The 23,160-nt window shown below is 69.4% G+C and carries 20 protein-coding genes, 1 tRNA gene and 1 pseudogene; 14 read left to right on the top strand and 8 right to left on the bottom strand.

The window, feature by feature from the left end; all coding sequences use genetic code 11:
* Positions 1-31: 31 nt before the first annotated feature.
* Positions 32-925: a hypothetical protein gene (locus ACTOWY_RS10020; RefSeq protein ID WP_441309318.1), complete on the bottom strand. Its 894-nt coding sequence runs from the start codon at positions 923-925 to the stop codon at positions 32-34.
* An 81-nt stretch (positions 926-1,006) separates the two neighbouring features.
* On the opposite strand from ACTOWY_RS10020, the gene ACTOWY_RS10025 reads away from it, so the two are divergent.
* From ACTOWY_RS10025 to ACTOWY_RS10045, 5 genes are read left to right on the top strand one after another with little or no spacing between them, the layout of a single operon-like run.
* A complete protein-coding gene (locus ACTOWY_RS10025; protein WP_441309319.1) occupies positions 1,007-3,697 on the top strand; it encodes a tetratricopeptide repeat protein in 2,691 nt (896 codons plus the stop codon).
* 12 nt (positions 3,698-3,709) lie between these two features.
* A complete protein-coding gene (locus tag ACTOWY_RS10030) occupies positions 3,710-4,978 on the top strand; it encodes a glycosyltransferase family 4 protein (RefSeq protein ID WP_441309320.1) in 1,269 nt (422 codons plus the stop codon).
* The gene (locus tag ACTOWY_RS10035) at positions 4,965-5,675 is read left to right on the top strand and encodes a class I SAM-dependent methyltransferase (protein WP_441309321.1); all 711 of its coding nucleotides are present in this window, start codon (positions 4,965-4,967) and stop codon (positions 5,673-5,675) included. Before ACTOWY_RS10030 ends, ACTOWY_RS10035 begins: the two co-directional genes overlap by 14 nt.
* The gene (locus ACTOWY_RS10040) at positions 5,672-6,667 is read left to right on the top strand and encodes a prenyltransferase (protein WP_441309322.1); all 996 of its coding nucleotides are present in this window, start codon (positions 5,672-5,674) and stop codon (positions 6,665-6,667) included. The genes ACTOWY_RS10035 and ACTOWY_RS10040 overlap by 4 nt, the downstream gene beginning before the upstream one ends.
* Entirely contained in the window at positions 6,664-7,713 is a 1,050-nt protein-coding gene (locus tag ACTOWY_RS10045) for a CobW family GTP-binding protein (RefSeq protein ID WP_441309323.1), read from the top strand. The genes ACTOWY_RS10040 and ACTOWY_RS10045 overlap by 4 nt, the downstream gene beginning before the upstream one ends.
* Here the strand turns inward: ACTOWY_RS10045 and ACTOWY_RS10050 are convergent.
* Positions 7,698-9,284: a hypothetical protein gene (locus tag ACTOWY_RS10050; RefSeq protein ID WP_441309324.1), complete on the bottom strand. Its 1,587-nt coding sequence runs from the start codon at positions 9,282-9,284 to the stop codon at positions 7,698-7,700. The two genes, ACTOWY_RS10045 and ACTOWY_RS10050, sit on opposite strands and share 16 nt — an antisense overlap.
* A gap of 50 nt (positions 9,285-9,334) precedes the next feature.
* On the opposite strand from ACTOWY_RS10050, the gene ACTOWY_RS10055 reads away from it, so the two are divergent.
* The 4 genes from ACTOWY_RS10055 to ACTOWY_RS10070 all read left to right on the top strand — a co-directional run bounded on the left by ACTOWY_RS10055 (position 9,335) and on the right by ACTOWY_RS10070 (position 12,557).
* Positions 9,335-10,051, top strand: coding sequence for a GAP family protein (locus ACTOWY_RS10055; protein ID WP_441309325.1), 717 nt, complete (start codon positions 9,335-9,337; stop codon positions 10,049-10,051).
* An 18-nt stretch (positions 10,052-10,069) separates the two neighbouring features.
* The gene (locus ACTOWY_RS10060; protein WP_441309326.1) at positions 10,070-11,029 is read left to right on the top strand and encodes a phosphotransferase; all 960 of its coding nucleotides are present in this window, start codon (positions 10,070-10,072) and stop codon (positions 11,027-11,029) included.
* Positions 11,030-11,111: 82 nt separating this feature from the next.
* A complete protein-coding gene (locus tag ACTOWY_RS10065) occupies positions 11,112-11,624 on the top strand; it encodes a hypothetical protein (RefSeq protein ID WP_441309327.1) in 513 nt (170 codons plus the stop codon).
* 78 nt (positions 11,625-11,702) lie between these two features.
* Positions 11,703-12,557: a DUF4097 family beta strand repeat-containing protein gene (locus tag ACTOWY_RS10070; protein ID WP_441309328.1), complete on the top strand. Its 855-nt coding sequence runs from the start codon at positions 11,703-11,705 to the stop codon at positions 12,555-12,557.
* Between the two features lie 426 nt (positions 12,558-12,983).
* Here the strand turns inward: ACTOWY_RS10070 and ACTOWY_RS10075 are convergent, their stop codons facing one another.
* The gene (locus ACTOWY_RS10075; protein WP_441309329.1) at positions 12,984-14,552 is read right to left on the bottom strand and encodes an exonuclease domain-containing protein; all 1,569 of its coding nucleotides are present in this window, start codon (positions 14,550-14,552) and stop codon (positions 12,984-12,986) included.
* Between the two features lie 264 nt (positions 14,553-14,816).
* Here ACTOWY_RS10075 and ACTOWY_RS10080 point away from each other — a divergent pair, with 264 nt between their 5' ends.
* Positions 14,817-15,131, top strand: a complete 315-nt coding sequence (locus ACTOWY_RS10080; RefSeq protein ID WP_441309330.1) for a hypothetical protein — start codon at positions 14,817-14,819, stop codon at positions 15,129-15,131.
* Here ACTOWY_RS10080 and ACTOWY_RS10085 read toward each other — a convergent pair.
* Positions 15,098-15,385 (bottom strand): annotated as a pseudogene (locus ACTOWY_RS10085) (protease inhibitor I42 family protein); the annotation flags it as partial. The gene ACTOWY_RS10080 and the pseudogene ACTOWY_RS10085 overlap by 34 nt on opposite strands.
* Before the next feature lie 192 nt (positions 15,386-15,577).
* Between ACTOWY_RS10085 and ACTOWY_RS10090 the strand changes: the two are divergent.
* Together ACTOWY_RS10090 and ACTOWY_RS10095 are read left to right on the top strand one after the other, a co-directional pair.
* The gene (locus tag ACTOWY_RS10090) at positions 15,578-16,138 is read left to right on the top strand and encodes an RNA polymerase sigma factor (protein ID WP_441309331.1); all 561 of its coding nucleotides are present in this window, start codon (positions 15,578-15,580) and stop codon (positions 16,136-16,138) included.
* Positions 16,139-17,149 (top strand): hypothetical protein, encoded by a 1,011-nt coding sequence (locus ACTOWY_RS10095; protein WP_441309332.1) that lies wholly within the window; start codon positions 16,139-16,141, stop codon positions 17,147-17,149.
* A gap of 68 nt (positions 17,150-17,217) precedes the next feature.
* Here ACTOWY_RS10095 and ACTOWY_RS10100 read toward each other — a convergent pair whose 3' ends face one another.
* A complete protein-coding gene (locus ACTOWY_RS10100; RefSeq protein WP_441309333.1) occupies positions 17,218-17,778 on the bottom strand; it encodes a hypothetical protein in 561 nt (186 codons plus the stop codon).
* A 1,666-nt stretch (positions 17,779-19,444) separates the two neighbouring features.
* Here ACTOWY_RS10100 and ACTOWY_RS10105 point away from each other — a divergent pair.
* Complete coding sequence (locus ACTOWY_RS10105; protein WP_441309334.1) at positions 19,445-19,939, top strand: hypothetical protein; 495 nt, start codon at positions 19,445-19,447, stop codon at positions 19,937-19,939.
* Positions 19,940-20,082: 143 nt separating this feature from the next.
* On the opposite strand, the gene ACTOWY_RS10110 is transcribed toward ACTOWY_RS10105, so the two are convergent.
* Both ACTOWY_RS10110 and ACTOWY_RS10115 read right to left on the bottom strand, forming a co-directional pair.
* Positions 20,083-20,158: transfer RNA gene (locus tag ACTOWY_RS10110), tRNA-Lys, on the bottom strand.
* A 47-nt stretch (positions 20,159-20,205) separates the two neighbouring features.
* A complete protein-coding gene (locus ACTOWY_RS10115) occupies positions 20,206-20,688 on the bottom strand; it encodes a GbsR/MarR family transcriptional regulator (protein WP_441309335.1) in 483 nt (160 codons plus the stop codon).
* A gap of 228 nt (positions 20,689-20,916) precedes the next feature.
* Here ACTOWY_RS10115 and lysA point away from each other — a divergent pair, with 228 nt between their 5' ends.
* On the top strand, positions 20,917-22,257 hold the full coding sequence (lysA, locus tag ACTOWY_RS10120; RefSeq protein WP_441309336.1) for a diaminopimelate decarboxylase: 1,341 nt from the start codon (positions 20,917-20,919) through the stop codon (positions 22,255-22,257).
* Here lysA and ACTOWY_RS10125 read toward each other — a convergent pair.
* Positions 22,208-23,143 carry a DMT family transporter gene (locus ACTOWY_RS10125; protein ID WP_441309337.1) on the bottom strand — a complete coding sequence of 312 codons (936 nt, stop codon included), beginning with the start codon at positions 23,141-23,143 and terminating at the stop codon, positions 22,208-22,210. The genes lysA and ACTOWY_RS10125 overlap by 50 nt on opposite strands.
* Positions 23,144-23,160: the final 17 nt, after the last annotated feature.

Genomic DNA, 23,160 nt, shown 5'->3' on the forward strand with positions numbered 1-23,160 from the left:
CACACGCTGGTCACCAGCAGTGCGCGTTCCGTCACACCGGGCGCAGAACCTGCCCGACCGGGCGACCCGTCCCGGCCTGCCGCAGGTAGGCGCCCGCGGCGTGCGGCTCGGCGCCGTTGTCCACCAGCGCGTGCGGCTCGACCACGTCCGCGGCGCCGGGGAAGAGCCGGTCCAGATCGGGCCGGGCGGCGATCAGGTCGTCCGGGTCCAGGATGTTCACCCAGCGCGCCAGCCCCGGTGGCACCTGGGCCGGTTGCGGGCGCAGGCGCTCGTAGATGACCGTGCGCAGGCCCAGTGGCGAGCCGAGGGTGATCAGCAGTGGCAGCGGCCGCCCGAGCTGGTGCAGGGCCTCGTAGGCGACCACCGTGCCGAGCGAGTGCGCGATGACCACCCTGGTGTCCGCGCCGATCAGCCCGGCCACCCGCGCGCGCACGGTGGTCCGGATCCGCTCATCGGTGAAGTACTGGGTGACCTGCCACAACGGCATCCGGACATACCGTTCGGCCAAGCTGAACCCGTGCCTGCTGAAGGTGCTGACCCTGGTGATCGCGTTGAGCAGCGGGCGAATCAGGGCCCGCGGTCCCTGCGCGCCCGCGCGCTCGCCGTCGGCCTGGCGCAGCGCGCGTTCGGCCTGGCGCCGGTCAGCCGGTTCCGGGCCGCGTTCGGCGGCCTGCCGGAGCAGGTCAAGCAGGAGCCGCTCGTACAGCGCCTCCTGTTCCGGGGTGCCGGTCGCGGTCTCGCTGCCCTGGCCGCCGGGGCGGCTGAACAGGTCGGCGTAGTAGGCCAGCCGGGCGGTCGTGGTCAGCGGCGGGTGGCCCGCGGCGGCCAGGCCCGCCGCCAGCGCGCTCACCATGGCCGTCTCCAACTCGACCTGGTCCTTGTTCTCCTGCCCGATCCCATGGACGAGCACGATCTCGGCCACCATCGCCCCCTTCCGCGCACACCTGCGGGTGCACGGTAACCGGGACGCTTGCCCCCGGCCCTGGCCGTAGGGGATCTTGACCTGGTGGGTGGGCGACTGGTGCTGGTGATCGGGTCTCAGACCGACGGCGGAGCGCGGCTGGACGTGCTGCCCGGGGCGGCGCACAACCTCGCCGAGGTGCTCATCCATCCCGATCTCGGCCGCTGCCAACCCGCGTTGCCCGCCGGGCCGACCGTGCTCGATCCGACCTACCGGGAGCTGGACGCGGCCCTGCACCAGGCCTTCCGGCAGGCCCACGAGCAGCGCGCCACGTTGATCATCGCCTTCATCGGGCACGGCGACTTCACCGACGACGACTACTACCTGATGGCCACCGACAGCACCGGCCCGGACTCACAGGACGCGCTGCTGGTCGGCCAGCGGGTCAAGGAGCTGCTGCGCCGCTACCCCGACCTGGACGGCCTGGTGCTGCTGATCGACGCCTGCCACGCGGCACTCGGTCTGGAGGCGGTGGCCAGGGACTGCCTGGCGCCGATCCGCCGCTCGCTCAGCCGGTTCGAGGTGCTCACCGCGGCCGATGAGGGCAAGGCGTACAACGCGTGCATGTCCCGGTCGCTGGCCGAACTGGCGCGAACCGGTCACCGGGGCTACGGCGAGCACCTGCGGGCCCAGGACATCCGGGAACGGCTGCTCAGCTCCTGCGGATACCAGCTTGCCCTGCACCTGTCTTTCAACGGCACCGACGAGGTGCTCGGCAGTGACCGCGGCCTGTGGCTGCTGGCCAACCGCGGCAGCCACTGGCAGGGCTCGCCGCTGGCAGGCACCGCGTTCGTGCCGGTGGCCGAGGGCCTGCGCACCCGCCTGGTCCGGCGGCCGGTGGAGGCGGAGGTGACCAGGGCGCTGGCTTCGGACGGGCGGTGCGTGCTGCTGCACGGTCCCGCGGAGAGCGGGAAGTCGACGCTGCTGGCCGGGCTGCTCCAGCCTGCCGCCGGGGTGCCCGTGCACGCCGGACTGCTGCTCAGCGGCGGCGAGCTGGTGGAGTCGATCGCCGGTGAGCTGCGCCGTCAGCTTGAGCTGACCCTGGACGGCTTCGCCGAGGCGGTGACCGGCTACTGGGACACCGTGCCGGATCAGGCAGGCGCCCGCGCGGACGCCTTCGAGCTGAACGTGCTCGGCCCGCTGCGGCGGCTGGCGCCCCGCGCCGAGGTGCGGATCGTGGTCGACGGCATCGACAAGTTCGCCGACGGCAACCGGGACCGGCTGTGGGGACTGCTCACCCGGCTGCTCGGCGAGCCGGAACTCGGCGCGGTGCGGGTGTTCACCGCCGCGCGGAACCCACCGGCCGGGTTGCCCGCGACCGTCGTCGTGGTGCCGCGGGCCACCGAGGCCGAGATCGACCAGGTGATCCGGTCGCACGAGGTGCCGGGGCACCGGGTGCCGCAGCTCGTGCGGCAGGCCGGGCGGAGCTGGACCGCGGCCAGGCTGTTCAGCGAGGCCGTGCTCGCCGCGGGGATCTCCGCCGACGGCGCCCGGCTGCCCCGCGAGCTGACCGAGGCATTCGACGAACTGCTGCGCCGGGCGAAGATCAGGACGCCCGGTGTGATCGGCGAGCAGGGCCGGGACGTGCTGGCCCTGCTGGCCGCGGCGGGCCCTGGTCCGGTGCTGCCGATCACCGTGCTGGCCGCCGCGCTGGGTCAGCGGATCGCCGCGGTGCGCACGGTGCTGGCCCGGCTGGACGCGATCATCGTGCGGGCGCACCCCGGCGAGGAGCACGAGCTGGTCGGACTCGCCCTGCCCGCACTGGCCGACTACCTCGCCGACGGCGCCGTGCTCGGCGTGGACCCGGCGCTCGGGCACGCCCGGCTCGCCGACGTCCTGGCCGGGGCACCTCGGCGCGGCACCCCGGCGGCGGACTACGCGCAGGCCGCCGAGGTCCGGCACCAGTGGCTGAGCGGGCGGCACGCCGAGGCGCTGGCGAGCCTGGACCAGCGCGAGGCGCGGATCCCGGCGGAACAGCGGGAGCGCTGGAGCGCGCTGGCCCAGCTGGTCAGCGAGCGCTTCGGCGCCGAGGACCCGCTCAGTCTGCGAGCCGAGGGCCGGGTGGCCACCTGGACGGCCAAGGCAGGCGATCCGGCCGCCGCGTTGCGCGCCTTCGGTTACCTGCTCGACCGGGTGCACACGCTGCTCGGCCCGGCGCACGAGGAAGCGCTGAACCTGCGGGAGAACATCGCCTTCTGGACGCATTCGGGCGGAGATTCGGCGCAGGCCAAGGAGAACTACGACCAGTTGCGCGCCGACTGCCTGCGCCTGCTCGGCCCCGACCACCCGCAGACCCTGATGACCAGGCACGACCGGGCGGTGGTGCTCTCCGCGACCGACGGCCCGGAGATCGCGCTGGCCGAGTTCCGGGCAGTGCTCCCAGCCCGCGAACGGGTGCTGGGTCCCAGCCACCTGGACACTCTCCGTACCCGGACCAACATCCTGTACCGGGAGTCCGACGTACCGCACCCCCCCCCCGTCGCCTCTCGGTGGTCGGCTCTGGTCGCCGATCTCACCAACACGGTCGGGGCGGACCACCCGGACACGCTCACTGTGCGTTGCTTCGCGGCCATGTTCCTGGCCAAGTCCGGCGAGGTCGGTCCGGCGCTGGACCTGCTGCGGCAGCTGCGACCGCCGACCGAGCAGGTGTTCGGCCGGTGGCATCCGCAGCTGCGCAAGGTGGACGAGCAGCTCGACTTCTGGCGCCGGTTCGATGAGGAATCCATTGGCGGATAACGCGGTGGCGGCGTGACGCGACCGTTGCGGATCGCGCTGCTGAGCTACCGCGGCGCCCCGCATTCCGGCGGTCAGGGCGTGTACGTGCGACACCTCAGCCGCGAACTGCACGCGCTCGGCCATCTCGTCGAGGTCTTCGCCGGTCCGCCCTACCCGGACCTCGACCCCGGCATCCCGCTCACTCGACTGTCCACTTTGGACATATTCGGCGAGCCGGATCCGTTCCGGTTACCGCCACTGCACCGGGTGCGGAGCCTGGCGGACTGGGTGGAGTACCTGGATTTCCGGTACCGCGGCAACTACCCGGAGCCGCTGTCGTTCTCGTTGCGGGCACTGCCGGAACTGTCCGCGCGCCGGACCGAGTTCGATCTGGTGCACGACAACCAGGGGCTGGGCTACGGCCTGCTCGGCCTGCGCTGGCTGGGGTTGCCGCTGGTGGCCACCGTGCACCACCCGGTGGCGATCGACCGGGACTTCAAACTCGCCGCCACCACCGGCGCGGACCGGCGGGGCGCCCAGCGCTGGCACCGTTTCCTCGGCATGCAGGGCCGGGTTGCCCGGCGGGCCACCTCGGTGCTGACCGTGTCGGCGGCCGCGCGGGCGGCGATCGTGCGCCGGATGCGAGTGCCAGCCGAGCGCGTTTCCGTGGTGCCGCTGGGTGTGGACCACTCGGTGTTCCGGCCGGAGACCGGGCCGAGGGTGCCGGGGCGGATCGTGGTCACGGCCAGCGCGGACGTGCCGATCAAGGGCCTGCGCACCCTGTTGGCCGCCGTGGCCCTGGTGCGACAACGGATTCCGGCCGAACTCATCGTGGTCGGACGCGCCAAGGCGGACAGTCCGGCGGCGGCCCTGTTGGCCCATCCCGATCTCGCCGGGGTGGTGCGGTTCCAGCCCGATCTGTCCACCGAGCGACTCGCCGGGTTGCTCCGGTCCGCCGAGGTGGTCTGCGTGCCCTCGCTGTTCGAGGGCTTCTCGCTGCCCGCGGCCGAGGCGATGGCCTGCGGCACCCCGCTGGTCACCACCACCGCCGGCGCGCTGCCGGAGGTGGTCGGCCGGGACGAGCAGGCCGCGCTGCTGGTGCCACCGGCGGATCCGGACGCGCTGGCGGCGGCGCTGTGCCGGGTGCTGCGCGATGCGGAGCTGCGGGCGCGGCTGGGCGCCGGTGGCGTGCGCCGGGCGGCCGAGTTGACCTGGCGGCGCACCGCGCTGGCCACCGTCGAGCACTACCAACGGGTTCTCCCTGATCCCGCCTGTCACCGGAGCGCACTTGCTGACCATTGACTTCGATCGGTTTCCCATCGACGCCGGGCACCGGGTGCTCGACTTCGGCTGCGGGCAGGGGCGGCACGCCTACGCGGCCTACCGGCGCGGCGGGCGGGTGCTGGCACTGGACCTGGACGGCGCGGTGCTCAAAGAGGTCAGGGACATGTTCGGCGCGATGGCCTACGTCGGCGAGGCCCCGCCGGGCGCGACCGCGCACGCGGTGCACGGTGACGGCGCCGCGTTGCCCTTCCCGGACAACGCCTTCGACCGGATCATGGCCGCCGAGGTGCTGGAGCACGTGCCCGACGACGACGCGGTAGTCGGCGAGCTGGCCAGGGTGCTCGCCCCGGGCGGGCTGCTCGCGGTGACCGTGCCGCGCTGGCTGCCGGAGCGGATCTGCTGGGCGCTGTCCAGGGAGTACCACGAGGTCGAGGGCGGGCATGTGCGTGTCTACCGGCGGCGGGTGCTGCGGAAGCTGTTGCGCGGACACGGGTTGACCCCGATCGGCAGCCATCACGCGCACGCGCTGCACATGCCGTACTGGTGGCTCAAGTGCGCGGTCGGGCCGAGCCGGGAGACCAGGCTGGTCCGGCGGTACCACGAGTTCCTGTGCTGGGACATCGAACGCGGCAACTGGGCCTCGCGCGCCGCGGACCGGCTGCTGAACCCGGTGATCGGCAAGAGCCTGGTCGTCTACGCGGTCAAACCGGCATGACCCCGGAGGACCGCGCCGGCACCGCGCGCTGGATCCAGGCCATCCAGCGCGCGGACGGCTCGATCCCCTGGGACGACAACGGTCATCTCGACCCGTGGAACCACGTCGAGGCGGCGATGGGCCTGGACGCGGCGGGCTGCCATCCGGCGGCCGCGGCGGCGTTGCGCTGGCTGGCCGGGCAGCAGCGGCCGGACGGTTCCTTCGCCAGCGCCTACCAGGACGGGCTGGTCACCGACCCGCACGGCGACAGCAACTACACCGCCTACCTCGCCGTCGGCGTGCGGCATCACCTGCGGCACACCGGAAATCTCGCGCTGGCCAAGGAACTGTGGCCGACCGTGCGCGCGGCGGTGGAATTCGTGCTGGAGCTGCAGGCCCCGGACGGGACCATCGGCTGGCACCGCAGGCCGGACGGCAGTGTGTGCGCGCTCGCGCTGCGCGCCGGGTGCGCGAGCATCCACCACGCGCTGCACTGCGCGATCGCCCTGGGCCGCCGGCTGGGCGAGCCCACCGCGGACTGGTCGGCGGCCGCGAACCGGCTGCGCGCCGCGGTGCTCGACGCCGCCCTGTTCCTGCCCAAACCGCATGCGATGGACTGGTACTACCCCGTGCTCGGCGGCGCGGTCACCGGTGCGGCGGCGCTGACCTGGCTGCAGGCCGATTGGCACCGGTTCGTGCAGCCCGGCCTCGGCGTGCGCTGCGTGCACGACCAGCCCTGGGTGACCGGCGGGGAGACCGCGGAACTGGCCCTGACCCTGGCGGTGCTGGGCGAGTCCGCGCGGGCAGGAGAACTGCTGGCCGACCTGACGCTGCTGCGCTGCCCGGACGGCGGCTACTGGACCGGCTACCAGTTCGCCAACCGGGTGCGCTGGCCGGTCGAGCGCACCACCTGGACCGCGGGTGCGGTGCTGATCGCCACCGCGGCGCAGGCAGGCGACCGTGCCACACTCGGCACGTTCGCCCCGGTCCCCGCCGAGAAGGAAACCTCGTGAGCAAGCAGCAGATCCCGGTCATCGTGGTCGCCGGATTCCTCGGCTCCGGCAAGACCACCCTGCTCAACCACCTGCTGCACAACAACAACGGCGCCCGGATCGGGGTGGTGGTCAACGACTTCGGGCAGGTCAACATCGACGCGATGCTGGTGGCCGGGCAGGCGGATTCGATGGTGTCGTTGTCCAACGGCTGCCTGTGCTGCGTGGCCGACACCTCCGAGCTGGACGAGTTGCTGGACCGGCTGGCCCGGCCGCAGGCGCGGATCGACGTGATCGTGATCGAGGCCAGCGGACTGGCCGAACCGCAGACGCTGGTGCGGATGGTGGTCACCAGCGAGAACCCGCGGCTGGCCTACGGCGGGCTGGTCGAGGTGGTGGACGCGGTGGAGTTCGAGGCCACCAGGGAACGGCATCCGGAGCTGGCCAAGCACCTGCGGCTGGCGGATCTGGTGGTGCTCAACAAGGTCGACCGGATCGACGACACCGAACGCCTGCTGCTGCTCAACGAGCTGGAGCACTTGGCGCCGGGCACGCCGATCCTGCCCACCAGCCACGGCCAGGTCGACACCGCGCTGCTCTTCGACCACGAACCGCGGCCCGAGGACCTGTCCCAGCCACGCCAGCTCACCCTGGACGAACTGCTCCGCGAGCACGACGAGGACCACCCGCACGAACACCTGCACACCGCCTACGACAGCGTGAGCTTCACCGAGTCCGCGCCGCTGCACCCAGGGCGGCTGATGGACTTCCTGCGGGACCGGCCGACCGGGGTCTACCGGATCAAGGGCTTCGTCCACTTCGGACTCCCGGAGCACGACCAGCGGTTCACCCTGCACACCGTCGGCAGTCACCTGCGGGTAAGCCGATCTCCGTGGCCGCGTGGGGAGAACCGGCTCAACCAGCTGGTGCTGATCGGCGCCGAGGTGGACGCCGAGGAGATCCGGCACAGGCTCGCCGACTGCGTGGACCCGGACCCGGCCAGCACCGAGGAGCGCAGCATGCTGCGCTTGCTGGCGGCGCTGGACGAGCCTCAGCCGGAGAACTGACCGAGCACCGCCTCGAACCGGTCCAGCCAGTCGTGGTCCGGGTGCCAGTTGTCCTCACCACGAGCCAGCAACAGCACCCGCACGGGCACGCCCGCCTCGGCGTAGGCGGCCAGCTTGTGGTGTCCATCCAGCACCGCGCCGACCAGGAACCGTTCCTGGAATTCGGCCTCCACCCAGGTGTCCTCGATCCAGCCGAGCACCACCACGCCGGGCCGCGCCCCGGCCGCGATGGCCGCGCGGTGCCGGGCGACGGTGTCCGGGTCGAGCCGGGGCTGGGTCGGCAGCAACACGCCGAAGGTCGGCATCGGTCCCGGAATGCGTTCCGGCAGCTGGAAATGCTCGACTCCCGGCCAGTCGTCCGCGGCCATGACCGCGCCCTCCCGCTCCGCCCAGCGGCGCACCCACCAGGACTTCCCGGGATCGGTCACCCGCTGCACCGGCAGGTCGACCAGGTAGGCCCGGTAATGCCCGGTCGGCAACTCCCGGATCAGCGGCGTGAGCGCGGCCAGCACGCCGTCCGCCAATGAGTCCACAGTGGACACCGCGGTGCGCAGCCGGTCCGCCGAGGCTGCGGTGACCCGCTCCGGCCAGCCGAGCAGCCGCAGCATGGTCTGGCAGGTATCGCAGTCCGAGCTGACCTGGTACAGCGGCTGCCCGCCGACCAGCAGCGACCGGTTCCAGCGCGGCCAGACCGAACCCGGCGCCGGCGGATCGTAGTCCAGCCGGATCCGGCGGCGGCCCTCGTGCAGCTCGAACCGCGCCCGTCGCGCGCCTGCCACCAGCTCCCGGACCTCCGGCTCGGCCCGCACCGCCGGATCGACCTCGGACCACTTGCGCCACAACGCTTTCCGGGATTCCGCGGACGGCCCGGTCCACAGCGGCAGCAGCGGATCCCGGCCAGTCAGCCGCACCAGCGCGTGCAGCAGGTCTCCTGGCGCGGTCGCCTTTGTGAGCTGCCGCACCAGGTACGGCACCGCGGCCGGATCCCCGAGCAGTTCCAGCGCGACCACGAACGCGGTGTGCTCCAGCCCGTCAACCTCCCCGAGCCGCCGCGCGATCGGCTCGGTCCAGCGCCGATCTCCCAACCGCCCCAGCGCGATCGCCGCCGCGGCCCGCCTGCCCGCGGTGTCCAGCCGCTGACCGAGGTAGTCGGCGAACCCGGGGTCCGCGGCCAGTCCCATCGCGTGCAGCACCGGCTCGGCATCGCCAAGATCCGCCACCAGCCGCCACAACAGCTCGCCCGGCACCCGCAGCCCACCGCGCACCGCCGTGCCGAGCAGGTCGTGCGCGTCGTCGCCGGTGTGTGTGCCGAGCAACCGCAGCAACGCGGGTCCGGCCGAGTCCCCGAGTTGCTCGAGCACCCAGGTCAACCGCCGCCGCTGCGCAGACTCAGCCTCGGCGTACCGAGCCTCCACCACCTGCGCCAGATCCGGCGGCTCCACCTCGATCAACGCACCCAGCTCGGCCCACGGATCCGCCGCCACGAGCGCCGCGTCCAGCGCCGCCCGAGTGGTCCCGGCCATCAACACCCCCAAGTCGCCGACCAGCTGCTCCTCCGCTACCTCGATCACGCTTCGGAGGTGCCGCTGACGCGATAACATTACTTTGGGGGGAACCAAGAATGCTCGCTGTCACATTGTCCGTACTCGGCTTGGCCCTGGTGGACAGCATCAACCCGTCCGTCCTCGGCGTCACGCTGTTCCTGCTGCTCAAGCGGCATACCGGCCGGTCGGCCACGGTCCAGGTGCTGACCTACCTGTCCGCGGTGGCCGCCACCTACTTCACCCTCGGCGTGCTGCTGATGTTCGGGCTGACCGCGCTGTCCGGGCAGCTCGGCGACCTGTTCCGCAGCCCGGCCGCCTACGCGGTCACCGGCGGGCTCGGCGTGGGCTTGTTCGCCTGGAGCTGGCTGGATTCCAGCCGGGACAAGAAGAACCCGGACCGCCACCGCACCCGCAAGCCCCGGCTGCCGATCACCGACCGTCTACCCGCGCTGTTCGGCCTCGGCCTGGCGGTCTCGGTGCTGGAGTTCTCCACCGCGCTGCCGTTCCTGGCCGCACTCGGCCTGATGACCAACAACGGTCTGCCGCTCACCGCCTGGCTGCCATTGCTCGCGATCTACGTGCTGATCATGGTGTTGCCGGAACTGGTCCTGCTGGCCGTGCACCGCCTGCTCAGCGACACCAAGCGGGCGAAACTGGAGCGGCTGCGGGACCGGCTGGCCGCCAACACCCGCAAGACCGTGCAGTGGATCGCCGCCATCGTCGGTTTCCTGTTGGCACGCAACGCCGTCTTCTACTTCGCCGTCTTCTTCGGCTGGTATGCGCCGAAGTCCTGACCGGACCAGACTGGGCCGATGCGCCCCGAGGAGACCGCCGCCATCGAGACCGCGCTGGGCAGCCGGGTGCTGGCGACCCGCACCCTGGCCGGCGGCTTCTCGCACGAGACCTGCCTGCTCACGCTGACCACCGGCCAGGTCGTCGCCCGGCTCGGCGGGCCGGACCCGGCGATCGAGGCCGCGGTGATGGCGGCGGCGCGTGCACACGTGCCGGTGCCGCAGGTGCTGCTGGTCCAGCCCGGCACCGCCACCACCCGGCCGGTCATGGTCATCGAGTACCGCCCCGGCGCCCTGCTCAGCCACGTGCTCGCGGACGATGCACTCACCCCGGCCGACCTGCGTGCGCTCGGCGCCGAGGTGGGCCGGGTCGCCGCGGCCATCAGCACGGTGGAGTTCGAGCGCCCCGGGTTCTTCGCCGACCCGCAACTCACCGTCCCCCCGGAACGCCCCTGGTCAGCGCAATTGCCGGAGCTGACCGCGAGCTGGCTGACCGACACCCCGGACACCCGCCTGGACGCCACCGCCCGCGCGGCCTGGCTGGAGTTGTGCACCGCACACGCCCCGGAGCTGACCGCGGTCGACGGCCAGGCCCGGCTGGTGCACTCCGACCTGAACCCGAAGAACATCCTGGTCAGCCGGACCGACACGGGCTGGCGGGTGGACGCGGTGCTGGACTGGGAGTTCAGCTACTCGGGCTGCCCCTACGGCGACGCGGCCAACATGGCCCGCTTCGGCGCCGAGTACCCAACCGGCTTCCTGCCCGCCTTCCGCACCGCCTTCGCCGCACACCAGCCCGCCCCGCTGCCCGCGAACTGGGCTTATCTCGGCCAGGTGCTGGACATGTTCGCACTCAGCGAGCTGGTCACCCGCCCGGCCCCACACCCGATCGCGGACCAGGCAGCAGCCCGCATCAGACACCTGATCGAACATACGTTCGAGTTGTCCACAGAGTTGTCCACAGCAGGGGATAACTCGTAAACGCCAGCCGGTGGCACACCCTGACGCCAAGTTGTGCCAACCCGGACTTGCGGTGATGCCATCGTGGTGCCATAGTTGTGCCATGGACCTGACGCCCTACGTCGAGAACCTCCGCAACGAGCTGGCGGTGGCCGCCGAAGCCGGCGGCGCGGAAGCTCGGGCGCTGGCGGATCGGCTCAGCGCTCCGCTGGACTCCGCGGTGCGATTGACGCTGCTCGAAGCGCTGTCGACGGCCGCGGACGAGATCACCAGGGAGCTGGCTCCCGGGTCGGTCGACCTGCGACTGCGCGGTGGTTCGCCTACGTTCGTGGTCACGCTGGCGCCTGGGGGTGCGGCGCTCGAGGACGTGGCGCGGCAGCACGATGGTGCCACTGGTGTGCCATCGGTGGCACCAGAGGGCGATGACGGTCCCATGTCGCGGATCAACCTGCGACTGGCAGAACAGCTCAAGGCCCGGATCGAGGAGGCCGCGGGCCGCGAACGGCTCTCGGTCAACGCCTGGCTGGTCCGGGCCGCCGCCGCGGCACTGGAGCCGGAACCCCCGGCTCGCCCCAGTGCCGCCTACGGCCAGAAGTTCACCGGCTGGGTGCGCTAGCCCCACCCAGTTCCAGCTCCACCCCACACGTTCCCCACCTGCGGGAACGCTCATCAACGACCCTGAAAGGGCACAGCCATGCCTATTTTCGACACCGCCGCCCCGATCACCGTCGAACTGTCGCTGATCTCGGCCAACATCCGGATCAACGCCACCGACCGCATCGACACCGCGGTCGAGGTGCGACCGAGCACGGAGAGCAGCAAGAAGGACGTCGCCCTCGCCGACCTGACCGAGGTCCGCTTCAGCAACGGCACCCTGGTGGTGAAGACCCCCAAGCCGAAGCCCCTGCTGGGCGGCCGCGGCAGCATCGACGTGGTCATCGACCTGCCCGCGGGCTCCCGCCTGCGCGGCGATTCGGCCGTCGCCGACCTGCGCGCCACCGGCCTGCTCGGCGAATGCCGGTTCAGCATCGCCAGCGGCGACCTGGAGTTCAACCAGACCGGCCCACTGAACCTGAACACCACCAGCGGCCGCATCTCGGTCGAACACACCACCGGCCACGCCGACATCACCACCGGCTCCGGCGAGGTATGGCTGCACCAGATCGACGGCACCGCCGTGATCCGCAACTCCAACGGCCCCACCACGATCGGCGACATCACCGGCGACCTGCGAGTCAAGGTCGCCAACGGCGACACCACCATCCACCGCGCCCAGTCCACCGTCGCGGTGAAGTCAGCCGCCGGCAACATCCGCCTCAACGAGGTCGTCCGAGGCTCAGTCGTCCTGGACACCAACGTCGGCGACCTGGAAGTCGGCATCCGCCAGGGCACCGCCGCCCACCTCGACGTCAGCGCCCTGACCGGCCGCCTCATCAACGAACTCGCCACCACCGGCGGCCCCGAAACCAACGACGAAATCGTCAAAATCCAAGCCCGCACCCTGGCCGGCAACATCCGAGTCCACCGCACTCAGCCACAGACCGTGTGACCCGCAAGAAGAACTCCGGCATTGACCGCAGCAGTTCACCCTGCGGCCGGACAGATCCTGCCACGCAAAACCCCCAGGCCGGTGACCTGGGGGTTTGGTGGGCCGCGTGGGACTCGAACCCACAACCCGCGGATTAAAAGGGCTCCGCATTCCGTGTCTCTTGCTGTCAGGATGGTCGACGTTGTGGCGTTTTCGCTGGTAGCAGCACAGCCGTAGCGCCGTCATCTGACGCAATAGTTCGGCTCAGTTTCCCGCTGCCGAGCACATACGAAGCACAAATCAACCCGATATGTCGGCGGCCCTTCAGCGGCTGGCGTTGACACGCACCCGCTGCACGCGGTCGAGCGAGTGGCTACAACCCCATTTCACAACCACTTGTTCACCACGGCCAGTCCAGAGGCGGCCTACTCCCCGAAGAAGAGCCGGTCAGTCGCGATCAGCGTTCGTGCGGCGGGGGTGTGCGGGCCGGGTCAGTCGGCGGCCGCCTAGCGCCAGGAATCCGCCGAGCACGATCGTAACGATGAAGGAGTCGGCGGGTACCCCGCCGAGCAGGGCGAACAGGGCAAGGGCAATGAGGATCGTGCCGACAGTCAGCAAGATCCTGCCGCCCCACAGTCTTGGGGCGGTGTGCCGGGTCGTGCCCGCCGGGTCGGTGGGGATCGCGTGGATGGGTTGGCCGACGGGCACAGGAACCGGGTGTGAAGGTTGGAAATCGAGACGTTGTGGAACTACAGGTTCTCGGGAAGCAGGGGACAGGCTCGGCCTGCCGATCTCGGCGAGGATCTGCTGTGCCTGATCGACATCGAGTACTGGGACGTTGTTCTGGGCCGCCTTGTGCCGTCTCGGCTCCGTCGGGGACACAGTGTCGTCGACAACGACATGGGTGACGGTGGCGGTCAGGTTCTTCGCGATGCGAGCCCCGCCTTCCTGGCACCACTGCCGCAGCTGCTCGCTTTGGTCACTGGTGCCGAGGATCAGGATGCGCACCGCGCGCAGCGGCCCAGGCTGGGTCATTCGATCAACGGTGAGACCGTTGAAGAATCCCGGCATGCACAAGGCCGTGGCAGCAGTGACGAGTTGCCGGTGTTCAGCGTCGGTGATCCCACCATCCGCGGACGCGACCTCGCGCAGACCGGTCAGCACGTCCTGCTGTATCCGTCGCAGATCGCCCGGTGACAGCCCGGCCTGGCGCGCCTGTGCGGAGAGGGCGGAGGCTTCCTCCTGCGTGATCCGACCATCGGCCAACGCAGCGGTGAGCAGCTCGACATAGCTGCCAACAAGATCGTCGTCACGGTCGGCGCCGGCCAGTGGGAGCTGGTCCATCAGACCGCCAAGCCAGCTCTGACCGCGGTGGGCCGCGGTGCGTGGCTTGTGGCGGCTCGCGGCAGCCAGCAGCGGCAGTGGCGCGTGTCGTGGGGCCCTGGTGAAGCCAAGGTTGTACGGCGATGCGATCAGGGCGGCGAGCAGCCGTGCGCAGGCCCGCGCGTCATCGAGTGCGGCGTGCGAGGCCACCGCAGGCAGCCCGAGTTCATAGACAAGGGTGGCCAACCGGTAGTTGGGCATCGACATCGCTCGGCGGGCCGTACGCAGCGTGCAGACACCGAGAATCTCCGGGACAGCGACACCGATGAGGTCAAGTTCGTGCGCGAGGAACTTGTCCTCGAAGGACAGGTTGTGCGCGACCACGACACTGTCCCGACAGATTGCCAGCAGGTCCCCCACAACCTCGATGATCGGCGGGGCGCCGTTGAGGTCGCGGCGGGTGATCCCGTGGATCCTTGTCGCTCCTGGGGAGACACCGCGCCCGGGGTCGACCAGGGTGCTCAACTCGCCCAGGATGGTGCCGTCCCCCCGCATCCGGACCGCACCGATCTCGATGATCCGGCCGGGCGGGTGCAGACTGGTGGTCTCGAAGTCCACCACGGTGAACTCTGTGTCGCGCAACGGAAAAGACCCGGTCGGGGACAACTCGACAGTCTTGATCAGCCTAGGCACAGCCCCGCAGGCTAACGTCGGCCGTTCCACCGTTGGGCTGTTCCGGAAGAACCACCCCCAATGGACGCACAGCCAAACGTTGGAGCAGCGATACCCATCAGTCCAGAAGGCCGCGGATGTCCTCGGCGTTCAAGGCCGCGCTAACCGCATGGACAAGGCGTCGAATGGCAGCTTGCCCACCGTCAACGGAATCCACATACCCAAGTAACCGGATGCCCCAGACCTCCTCACCACGGAGCTACCACAATGACGGACCCAGACCCGGTGAGCGACACGGAACTCGCTCGCACAGACATCGCGTCGGAGTTGGGCCGAGTGCTGGCCGAGCATGCTGAAGGAGCCGGCAGCGCATTGCCCGGAGACCTCGCGGTTGCCGCGGCGATCACGCTTGGTCGTCTGGGGACTCTGCCCCGTTCTCTCACGTTCCTGGCCGAGATCGTGCGCAGCGGTGGCATCAGCTACGCCGCCGAACTCAGCGAGCCGTTGCCGACTCAGGAGAAAGGCCCGCGGCACCGGACCCGCCGCGATCTGAGAGAGGTCTGCCCTCAGCGAACAGTCACCCGGAAGGTGACCTCCTGAGTGTGGTCGTTGGTCAACGGACGATCTGGGAAGTCCCACTGGCACAGGAAGCAACGGAAGGCCGTGATCGTCGTGGTGCCCGGTGCCACGGCGTCGAATATGAAGTAGTGGGTTCCTCCGCTGCCGATGGCTCCACCGAAGGAGTTTGTGTCACGTTCCTTGCCGTGGACCTTCACCACTCGCTCGTCCGGATTTCCGGTGATATGCCATCTGGTCGAGGTCGCATCCTGCACCGGCAACACCAGCGTGAACCGGTCTCCCGCGCCTACCGCTACTTGGGCTCAGTCTAGTCAGAATCTGTCCAGTGGATGTCCCGCCGCCCGACTGACGGCGATTCAGGCCATGCGGTGGTGTGGCTTCACTGAAGCTCGGCAGGGTGACGTAAGAATCGAAGTGCTCCGGACAGTACTGAGTGACAACGTCCCCGGTTTGGGAGGCCACGACTCATGGGTGATGACCATCAGAGGTTCACCCAGCTCTACGAGACGCTGTACCCGCGTGTACTGGCATATGCCCTGCGCCGGGTGCCGGCGCAGGAGGCCCAGGACGCTGTGGACGAGGCGTTCCTTGTGGCATGGCGAAAACGTGCGCAACTGCCGGTGGATGCCTTGCCGTGGCTGCTGGTGACCGCTCGGAACACTCTGGCCAACCAGCAGCGCAGTCGACAACGTCAGGACGTGCTTGCCGCGGAGGTGGCCCGGTGCGCCGCCGCTCAACACACAGCGGCCGCAGAGACCGCGGTCGTCGAACGGATGACGGTGCTGATGGCTCTTGCGGAACTGACGCCCAGGGAGCGGGACGCACTGATGCTCACTGCATGGGACGGGCTGAGTGCACGGGAGGCAGCCAGGGTCGCGGGTTGTTCGGCCGTGGCCTTCGGTGTCCGGCTACATCGAGCCCGGCGGCGGTTCGCCGATGCCTTGGCTCGTCTCGACCGCGTCTGTCAGCCAAGCGGTTCTCCTGGGACACACACTCCCACTGTCGTCGGCGGGGAAGGACGGAAGTAGATGAACCTCCGGACCAAGCAGGCACTGCGGCGCTTGGCCGCGCAGGACCTAGCAGGGCGCGATGTGCCCGAGCATGGCCGCCGACTGCCCTGGGAACAGCCCGAACCGCAGTCCGAAGGCCGTTCGACCGCAAAGATTCAGCGCGGGACGAACCGGCTCGGAGTGCTTGTCGCCGCGGCGGTGGCCGTGGGGGTACTCGCCGTTTCGATGGTGATGGTGAACCAGTCGAATCTGTTCGCCGAACCGCTGGAAACTCCGCCGTTGTTGTCCTTCCGCGACCCAGTCGAGCGCGATCCAGCGGCGTTGCTGCTCCATCTGGCCGCCCGCGCCGCGAGCCAGCCTGTCCCGCGTGGTGCTGGCGCGGTGTTCTACGCCGATCGGCGTGAGTGGCAGTTCACCACGGCGTTCGGCGCCGACAGTCGATATCTGGGGGTGGAGTTCTCCCAGTATCGGCAGGAAATCTGGCGCACCGCTGACGGAACTGGTCGCAGCCTTCGCAGGGAACTCAACCCTCCGTCTGGCAGCAGGGCCATCACGATGGATGGGCCGTTGAAGCTGAGCACCTCGCCAGGACCTGCGGTCGGGTCGGCTGACCCGGAGGTGCTGAAGCAGTGGTTCCTGAAAGAAGGACAGGGACGGACAACTGCGCAGTGGTTCGAGAACATCTCGCGGGACTGGGGACTGCGTGCCGGTGAACCGGCAGCCGCAGCCGCCCTGTTGCGGATCCTCGCCAACCAGTCGGGAATGACGATCGACGGGATGACCACCGATCGGGCAGGCCGCCGGGCGGTCGCGGTCTCGACGCCGACAGACCGGCCAGGAGACTGGTTCCCGCGGCAGCGCCAACATCTGCTGATCGATCCAGAGACGGGACTGTTGCTGGCGACCGAGTTGGTCGGGTTGGCGGTGGACACCGACGCAGTGGGTGCGCCCGTGCGCACTCCAGCGACGATCGGGTTCACGCTCTGGCTGAGCTCGGCGCTCGTGCCCGACACCCACAGCCGACCGTGACACCGCAGGTCCGGTGCATCCCGCGCGCTGGGATGCACCGGACCTGTGAACGCGGGAGCAAACTCCGGTCAGCGGCGATGGAAAGGCTGGGTCAGGCCGACGTTGTCGCTGTACTCGCCCAGCCAGCGACCCTCGTCCGGAATGTCCTTAATACGAAACTCCGAGGCACTGTTGAGCGCACGGTTGTGAATCTTTGCCACTGTGCAGTCATTGTCCCCGATAATTGAGGACATGTTCTGCTGCCACCAGGAGTTGGGTTTGACCCGATATCCCGAATTGTCGCAGCCACCCTTATCGCCATAGATGTAGGTCATCCGACCCGGGTATCCGCCATGAGCTTCACTGTTGTAACCGATGTTTTCGTACCAAACCATGATCCGGGTTTCGACGGCCGCTGCCACTGGGGCGCCGACACCGGCGACCGTCGCGTATCGGGCGACCAGCCGTGTCTTCGCCTCCTCAATCGAGACATCTGAGCATGCCTGTGCCCGGACTGGCGACACACCGCCTTCAGGTGCCTTGCCGACCAGCATCGCACAGTAGGCGCCGTCCTCGCTGAGGCCAAGTGCCTGCGGATCGGCGTTCGCCGAGGCGGGAACCACCGCCATCACAGCGGCGACGAGTGTCACGGTGGTCAGCCCTGCCCCTCCGAGCTTCTTTCCATTTCGTGAAATATACACAAAACCCCCTATATCAAGGTCAGCAAATTATTCGCATACTGATTTTCCTGACGCGTCGCACTGCCACACAGAGAATTGGTCACCGCGACGCTGTCTGCAGCACGCGATAGACACACCGCGCAGCGGCCGGTTGCCGGGTGTTCTTTACGCCAATCGGCCGATAACACGCGGGCCGATGACGACTGCCCTCATCAGGAACTATGCCTGGGTAGCCGTGATTGACCTGGGCAACCGCCGGCCAGGCACGAAAGCGCCACTATCCGCAGCGTCATCAATGGCTCCCCCTGTTTCACACAGCAGCTCCATCCCCTGGCTGCCGCCCTCAGCCAAGACACTAGGACGAGCACATCTTTCTCGCATTAGTTCTTCCGGGTGAACCTGCCTGAGTCGGCACCACAGCTCACCCACCGATGCGGATCCTTGCCTACGCCCATTACAATCGCCCAGTCTCGCATCGACCGAGACAATCGGGCTCATCCACCGATCGCGGCACTACGCCCGGAATCCTGCGCGGCCAATATCGTTGCACTTACCGAAACCAGCGCGGCGACAACAACGAACCCGACTACAGTCAGCGCATGTCGAGCCCGCACTCTTTCTTAAGTGTCGACGTGTCAGTGCCACCGTATTGGTTTCACTCAAGCACTCCATCTCGGCTTCACCCAACCTGGGAAACCCTGGGCAAACCACACAGCCGAAGCAGTCGACCCCCTGCACAAACTCACCGTATCGCCTGTTCATCCCCATGGGTCACCAGCCAGCCACACATGCCGGCTGGGCCGTCTGCCCAGCCAACTACGACCAACGTGGACCGAAAAACTGGATTGCGCATGACAGGAGCAAGTGAAGAACCTAACCCATGTTCATCCATCCTCTGATTCAACTCAACAACCCTGACATTTCTTCAAACTCAAGACTTCAGACGCAGGCATACTTGTTGCATTTCGACACAATTGGGGGATATTGAACTTGCGAGCGTCCGGACGACGCCCTGGTTCTCCACTCTCATCACCAACACCATTTGCTGGGAGACGCTCCGCCATAGGTCGCTATTCTCTGACACCTGAACAACGCCAAGAACGCCTTGCATCTGCGCACCAGGAGCTTGCCGAGGCAGTCGAGTCGCTGACCACCGCCGAGGGCTGACCGGCCGTGATCCAGGCCAGGGCATGGCTGTGCCGCCACACCCTGAACGACCTGTAGATGATCCTGACCCAGTGCCCGTCTGCCTCGGACGTGTGGCCGCCGAAGGAGTGGAACGAACTCGGCCGGCGAGTCGGCACGGGTGAGCGCGGACTACGGCTCTGGCCCCCGGCTGCGCCGCGTCCAGGCCGAGGACGACGAGAAGGAAGCTCGCGCCGACGGCCCGGCTACCCGGGGCTCGCGGCGGTCGCCCCCACCTCGGAGGAGTCGGCGGCTACCAACCACCACTCGCCGCAACAGCCCGTCGTCCACACCCATCTGGACCAGTTGCTGGTGCCCGGCATGGTGAATGGTCGCTCGACACTCGTCCAGCTCCGAGTGAACACGGTGCAGAGCATCGGCCTCGGCGCCCTCCCGGAGTCGACCAGCTTGACCGCACGGCCTTCCGGGAGCGCCCACCGAATGGGACGCCATGAACCTCCTGAACCGCCTGAGCTTCCTCACCCACGCGGTATACGCCGCGATGTGGTCCGCATTGGCACCTCATGAACTCGCGCACCTCGAAGCTGCGCTTGCCAACGTTTCCGCCGACTTCGTGGATTCGACTGTTGAGGGCGAGTTCTTCCGTTGCCAGCTCTCGGCCTGCACTGCCGATGACGGAACGGCAGGCGCAAGGAAACCCTTGCAGTCGGTCCTCAACCTGCTCTCACTCATGGAGCGGAGCGCCCGCGAGGTTCGATCAGTACGACGTGAACTGTTGTCCGTCGGCGCCCGGAGAGCAGAGGTCGCCAGATGGCTGTTCCGCGATTGTCGCCTGCCGCGGCCACCGTCCTGCCCGGTACGGCCCGGATTCGGCAGCCCGATCCCACAATGGCCGGCAGCCCCGGACGATTCGTCAGGGTCGCCCGGCGAGGCGGTGAGAATCCGGGCACCGGTAGCAGCGCAACTGGAGCACGACCCCGACTGACGACGATCGTGCCCCGAGTGCAGATTTGATCTTCAATTCCGCCCGGTTCCCGCCCGCGAGCACACACGGAGCACACATCAGACCACTGTGGACGTTCACCTGCGCAAACCAGCAGTGTTTGCGCAGGTGGAACCAAGGTCGCGTGGTGGGCCGCGTGGGACTCGAACCCACAACCCGCGGATTAAAAGTCCGCTGCTCTGCCAGTTGAGCTAGCGGCCCGGGGACACTCTACCGATACCGGGCTGGGGCGTGCGTCGTGGTTGCGGTCACGGGGGGCTGGGGCGTTGCCAGTTGGCCAGCAGGGTGGGGAGTTCGGATTGCAGGAACTCGAAGAAGTCCCTGGTGAGTTCCAGGCGGTGGCCTGCGGGGGTGGTGGGGCCTACGGCCTGGATGCCTTCCTTGACGCTTTGGACCCAGCGGGAGATCTGCTGTTCGCGGCGCATCAGGGACTCGAACCACAGGTCGTCGCGGACTCGGTAGTGGTCTCGGCGGGCGCCGGGGGAGCGTTCCTTGGTGGCCAGGCCGATGTCGGTCAGGTAGCGGACGCCTCCGCTGACGGCGGCGGGGCTGATCTGCAGGTGGGTGGCCAGGTCGGCGGCGGTGCGGGTGCCGTCGTCGCTGGCGAGCAGGCTGGCGAAGATCCGGGACGGCATGCGGGGCCAGCCCGCGTCGGTGAGGACCAGGGCGAAGCGTTCCACGAAGCGGGCCACTGCTGCCTCGTCCCTGGCGGGCGGGGTGGGACCGGTCATGTAGGCCATCCTCTCCGTCACCCCCTTGACCTGCCGGTTTAGTTTAGCTGTTTCAGGAAGATGTGAAGCTAGTGCGGTGTGGTGGGGGCCACCTGGCGCGTCAGGGTTGCGGAAACGTGACTGGGCGGGGCGTCAGGGGCGCGTAGGGACGGCTGACTGCGGGGGCTGGGCGGCGTTTTCTCGTCATTGGCGGGCAACGTGCCCGTGACAGTGCCCGCGGAGGCCGTCGTGACTCTGGAGTACCTCATACCGTCGCTGCACCGATCGCTGCGCTCGCACCTGGAGCCGGGGATCTGGCCGGCGGGTACCGAACTGGGGCCGGACAACGACCTGGTGGTGGGGGGTGTGTCGCTGCGGCGGATCGCGGCTGACTTCGGGACTCCGTCCTATGTGCTGGATGAGGCCCAGGTCCGGGGGCGGTGCCGGGACTACCGGGCCGCGCTGCCGGAGATGGAGATCGCCTACGCGAGCAAGGCGCTGCTCACCAAGGCCGTGGCGCGGTGGGTGCGGGAGGAGGGGCTTTCGCTGGACGTGTGCTCGGCGGGGGAACTCGCCGTCGCGCGGGCCGTGGACTTCCCGGCGGAGCGGATCATCCTGCACGGCAACGCCAAGACGCCGGAGGACCTGAAGGCCGCGGTGGGGTACGGGGTTGGGCGGGTGGTGCTCGACTCCTTTGACGAAATCGAGCAGCTAGGCGCGCTGGCCCGGTATCCGCAGCAGGTGCTGGTGCGGGTGACGCCGGGCGTCGACGGGCACACGCACAAGGCGATCGCCACCGGGGTGGAGGACCAGAAGTTCGGGTTCTCGCTGGCCAGTGGGGCCGCGGCGGAGGCGGTGCGGCGGGTGCTCGGGCAGCCGAATCTGCACCTGGCCGGGTTGCACTGCCACATCGGCTCGCAGATCGGGCGGGTGGCCGGGTTCGAGCTGGCGGCGCGGCGGATGGTCGCCTTGCTGGCGGCGATCCGGGATGAGCACGGGATGGTGTTGCCGCAGTTGAACATCGGCGGTGGGCACGCGGTGGCCTACCTGCCGGGCGAGGACGAGTTCGACCTGCAGGGCTTCGCGGCGCGGATCCGGTGCGCGGTGAACTACGAGTGCTCGGCGCACGGGCTGCCGGTGCCGCGGCTGGTGGTGGAGCCGGGGCGGTCGCTGGTCGCGCGGGCCGGGGTGACGCTGTACCGGGTGGTCGTGGTCAAGGACGTGCCAGGCGTGCGGACCTTTGTCGCGGTGGACGGCGGGATGAGCGACAACCTGCGGCCCTCGCTCTACGGATCCCGTTACGCGGTAAGGATGTTCGGCCGGGCCAGCCAGGCGGCGCCGCGCACGGTGACCGTGGTCGGGCGACACTGCGAGGCCGGGGACATCATCGCCAGGGACGTGCGGTTGCCCGGTGACATCCACAGCGGCGACCTGCTGGCGGTGCCCTGCTCGGGCGCCTACCACCACTCGCTGGCGTCCAACTACAACCTGGTCGGCAGGCCGCCGGTGATCGCGGTGGCCGACGGTCAGTACCGGCCGATCATCCGGCGGGAGACGGATGAGGACGTGCTGGCCCGGGATCTGGGCTGAGCCGCACGGTGCTCCCTCGGCCGGTGCGTTCGCGCCAGCCGAGGGCGGTCACCGCCAGCACCAGCAAACCGAAGCCCAGCCACTGGGTGCCGGACAGGTGCGCGCCGAGCAGGCCGACGCCGATCAGCGCGGCGGTGGCCGGGAAAGCCAGTTCGGCCAGGGTGGCGCGGGTGGCCGGGGTGTTGCGCAGGCCCAGGTAGTACAGGCTCAGCGCGAGCAGGCCGGGCACGATCGCGAGCAGCAGCAGGGCGGGCGCGTTCGCCCAGTCCACCAGGAACGGGGCGCCCTGACCGGCCACCACCACCGCGGTCGCGGGCAGGCCGATGGTGAAACGCAGCACCGTGACGTCCCACGGGCGCAGATCGGCGCTGACCAGCCTGCCGAGCACGGTGCCGCCAGCCCACAACGCGGCCGCGCCGAGGGCGAGCAGCGCCGGGACCGCCGCGCTGACCTGCACCCGCAGTGGATCGGGGAAGCTCAGCAGCCAGGCGCCGAGCAGGGCGGGCACCGCGAAGTACAGGTAGTGCGCGCGCGGGCGTTCGCCGAGCAGGGCGAAGGCGGCCAGCAGCACGAACACCGGCTGGAACTTCTGCAGCACCAGCGGAGTCACCGGATCGCCGTAGCGGAAGGCGGCGGTGAACAACGCGGTCGCCACCGCCGAGGAGCCGACACCGATCACCAGCACCGCCACTCGCCGCGGCCAGCTCAGCCCGGCGAAGGCACGCAGCGCGCGCGGCACCCAGGGCAGCAGCAGGGCCACCACGATCAGGTGCTCCCAGAAGACCACCGTGGCCGAGGGCAGCGCCTGCGCGAGCGGCTTGCGGAGCAGGGCGTCCGTGCCCCACAACGCCGCGGCCAGCGCCACCAGCCAGGTCCGGTCCCGCATTCCCGCCCCCATATCAA

The organism is Crossiella sp. CA198, assembly GCF_052078295.1.
Classification (GTDB): Bacteria; Actinomycetota; Actinomycetes; order Mycobacteriales; family Pseudonocardiaceae; genus Crossiella.

Coding starts and splice junctions, on each gene's coding strand:
- ACTOWY_RS10020 (WP_441309318.1), bottom strand. CDS start 925: ATGGTGGCCGAGATCGTGCTCGTCCATGGGATCGGGCAGGAGAACAAG.
- ACTOWY_RS10040 (WP_441309322.1), top strand. CDS start 5,672: ATGACCCCGGAGGACCGCGCCGGCACCGCGCGCTGGATCCAGGCCATC.
- ACTOWY_RS10055 (WP_441309325.1), top strand. CDS start 9,335: ATGCTCGCTGTCACATTGTCCGTACTCGGCTTGGCCCTGGTGGACAGC.
- ACTOWY_RS10060 (WP_441309326.1), top strand. CDS start 10,070: ATGCGCCCCGAGGAGACCGCCGCCATCGAGACCGCGCTGGGCAGCCGG.
- ACTOWY_RS10065 (WP_441309327.1), top strand. CDS start 11,112: ATGGACCTGACGCCCTACGTCGAGAACCTCCGCAACGAGCTGGCGGTG.
- ACTOWY_RS10070 (WP_441309328.1), top strand. CDS start 11,703: ATGCCTATTTTCGACACCGCCGCCCCGATCACCGTCGAACTGTCGCTG.
- ACTOWY_RS10090 (WP_441309331.1), top strand. CDS start 15,578: ATGGGTGATGACCATCAGAGGTTCACCCAGCTCTACGAGACGCTGTAC.
- ACTOWY_RS10095 (WP_441309332.1), top strand. CDS start 16,139: ATGAACCTCCGGACCAAGCAGGCACTGCGGCGCTTGGCCGCGCAGGAC.
- ACTOWY_RS10105 (WP_441309334.1), top strand. CDS start 19,445: ATGAACCTCCTGAACCGCCTGAGCTTCCTCACCCACGCGGTATACGCC.
- ACTOWY_RS10115 (WP_441309335.1), bottom strand. CDS start 20,688: ATGACCGGTCCCACCCCGCCCGCCAGGGACGAGGCAGCAGTGGCCCGC.
- ACTOWY_RS10125 (WP_441309337.1), bottom strand. CDS start 23,143: ATGCGGGACCGGACCTGGCTGGTGGCGCTGGCCGCGGCGTTGTGGGGC.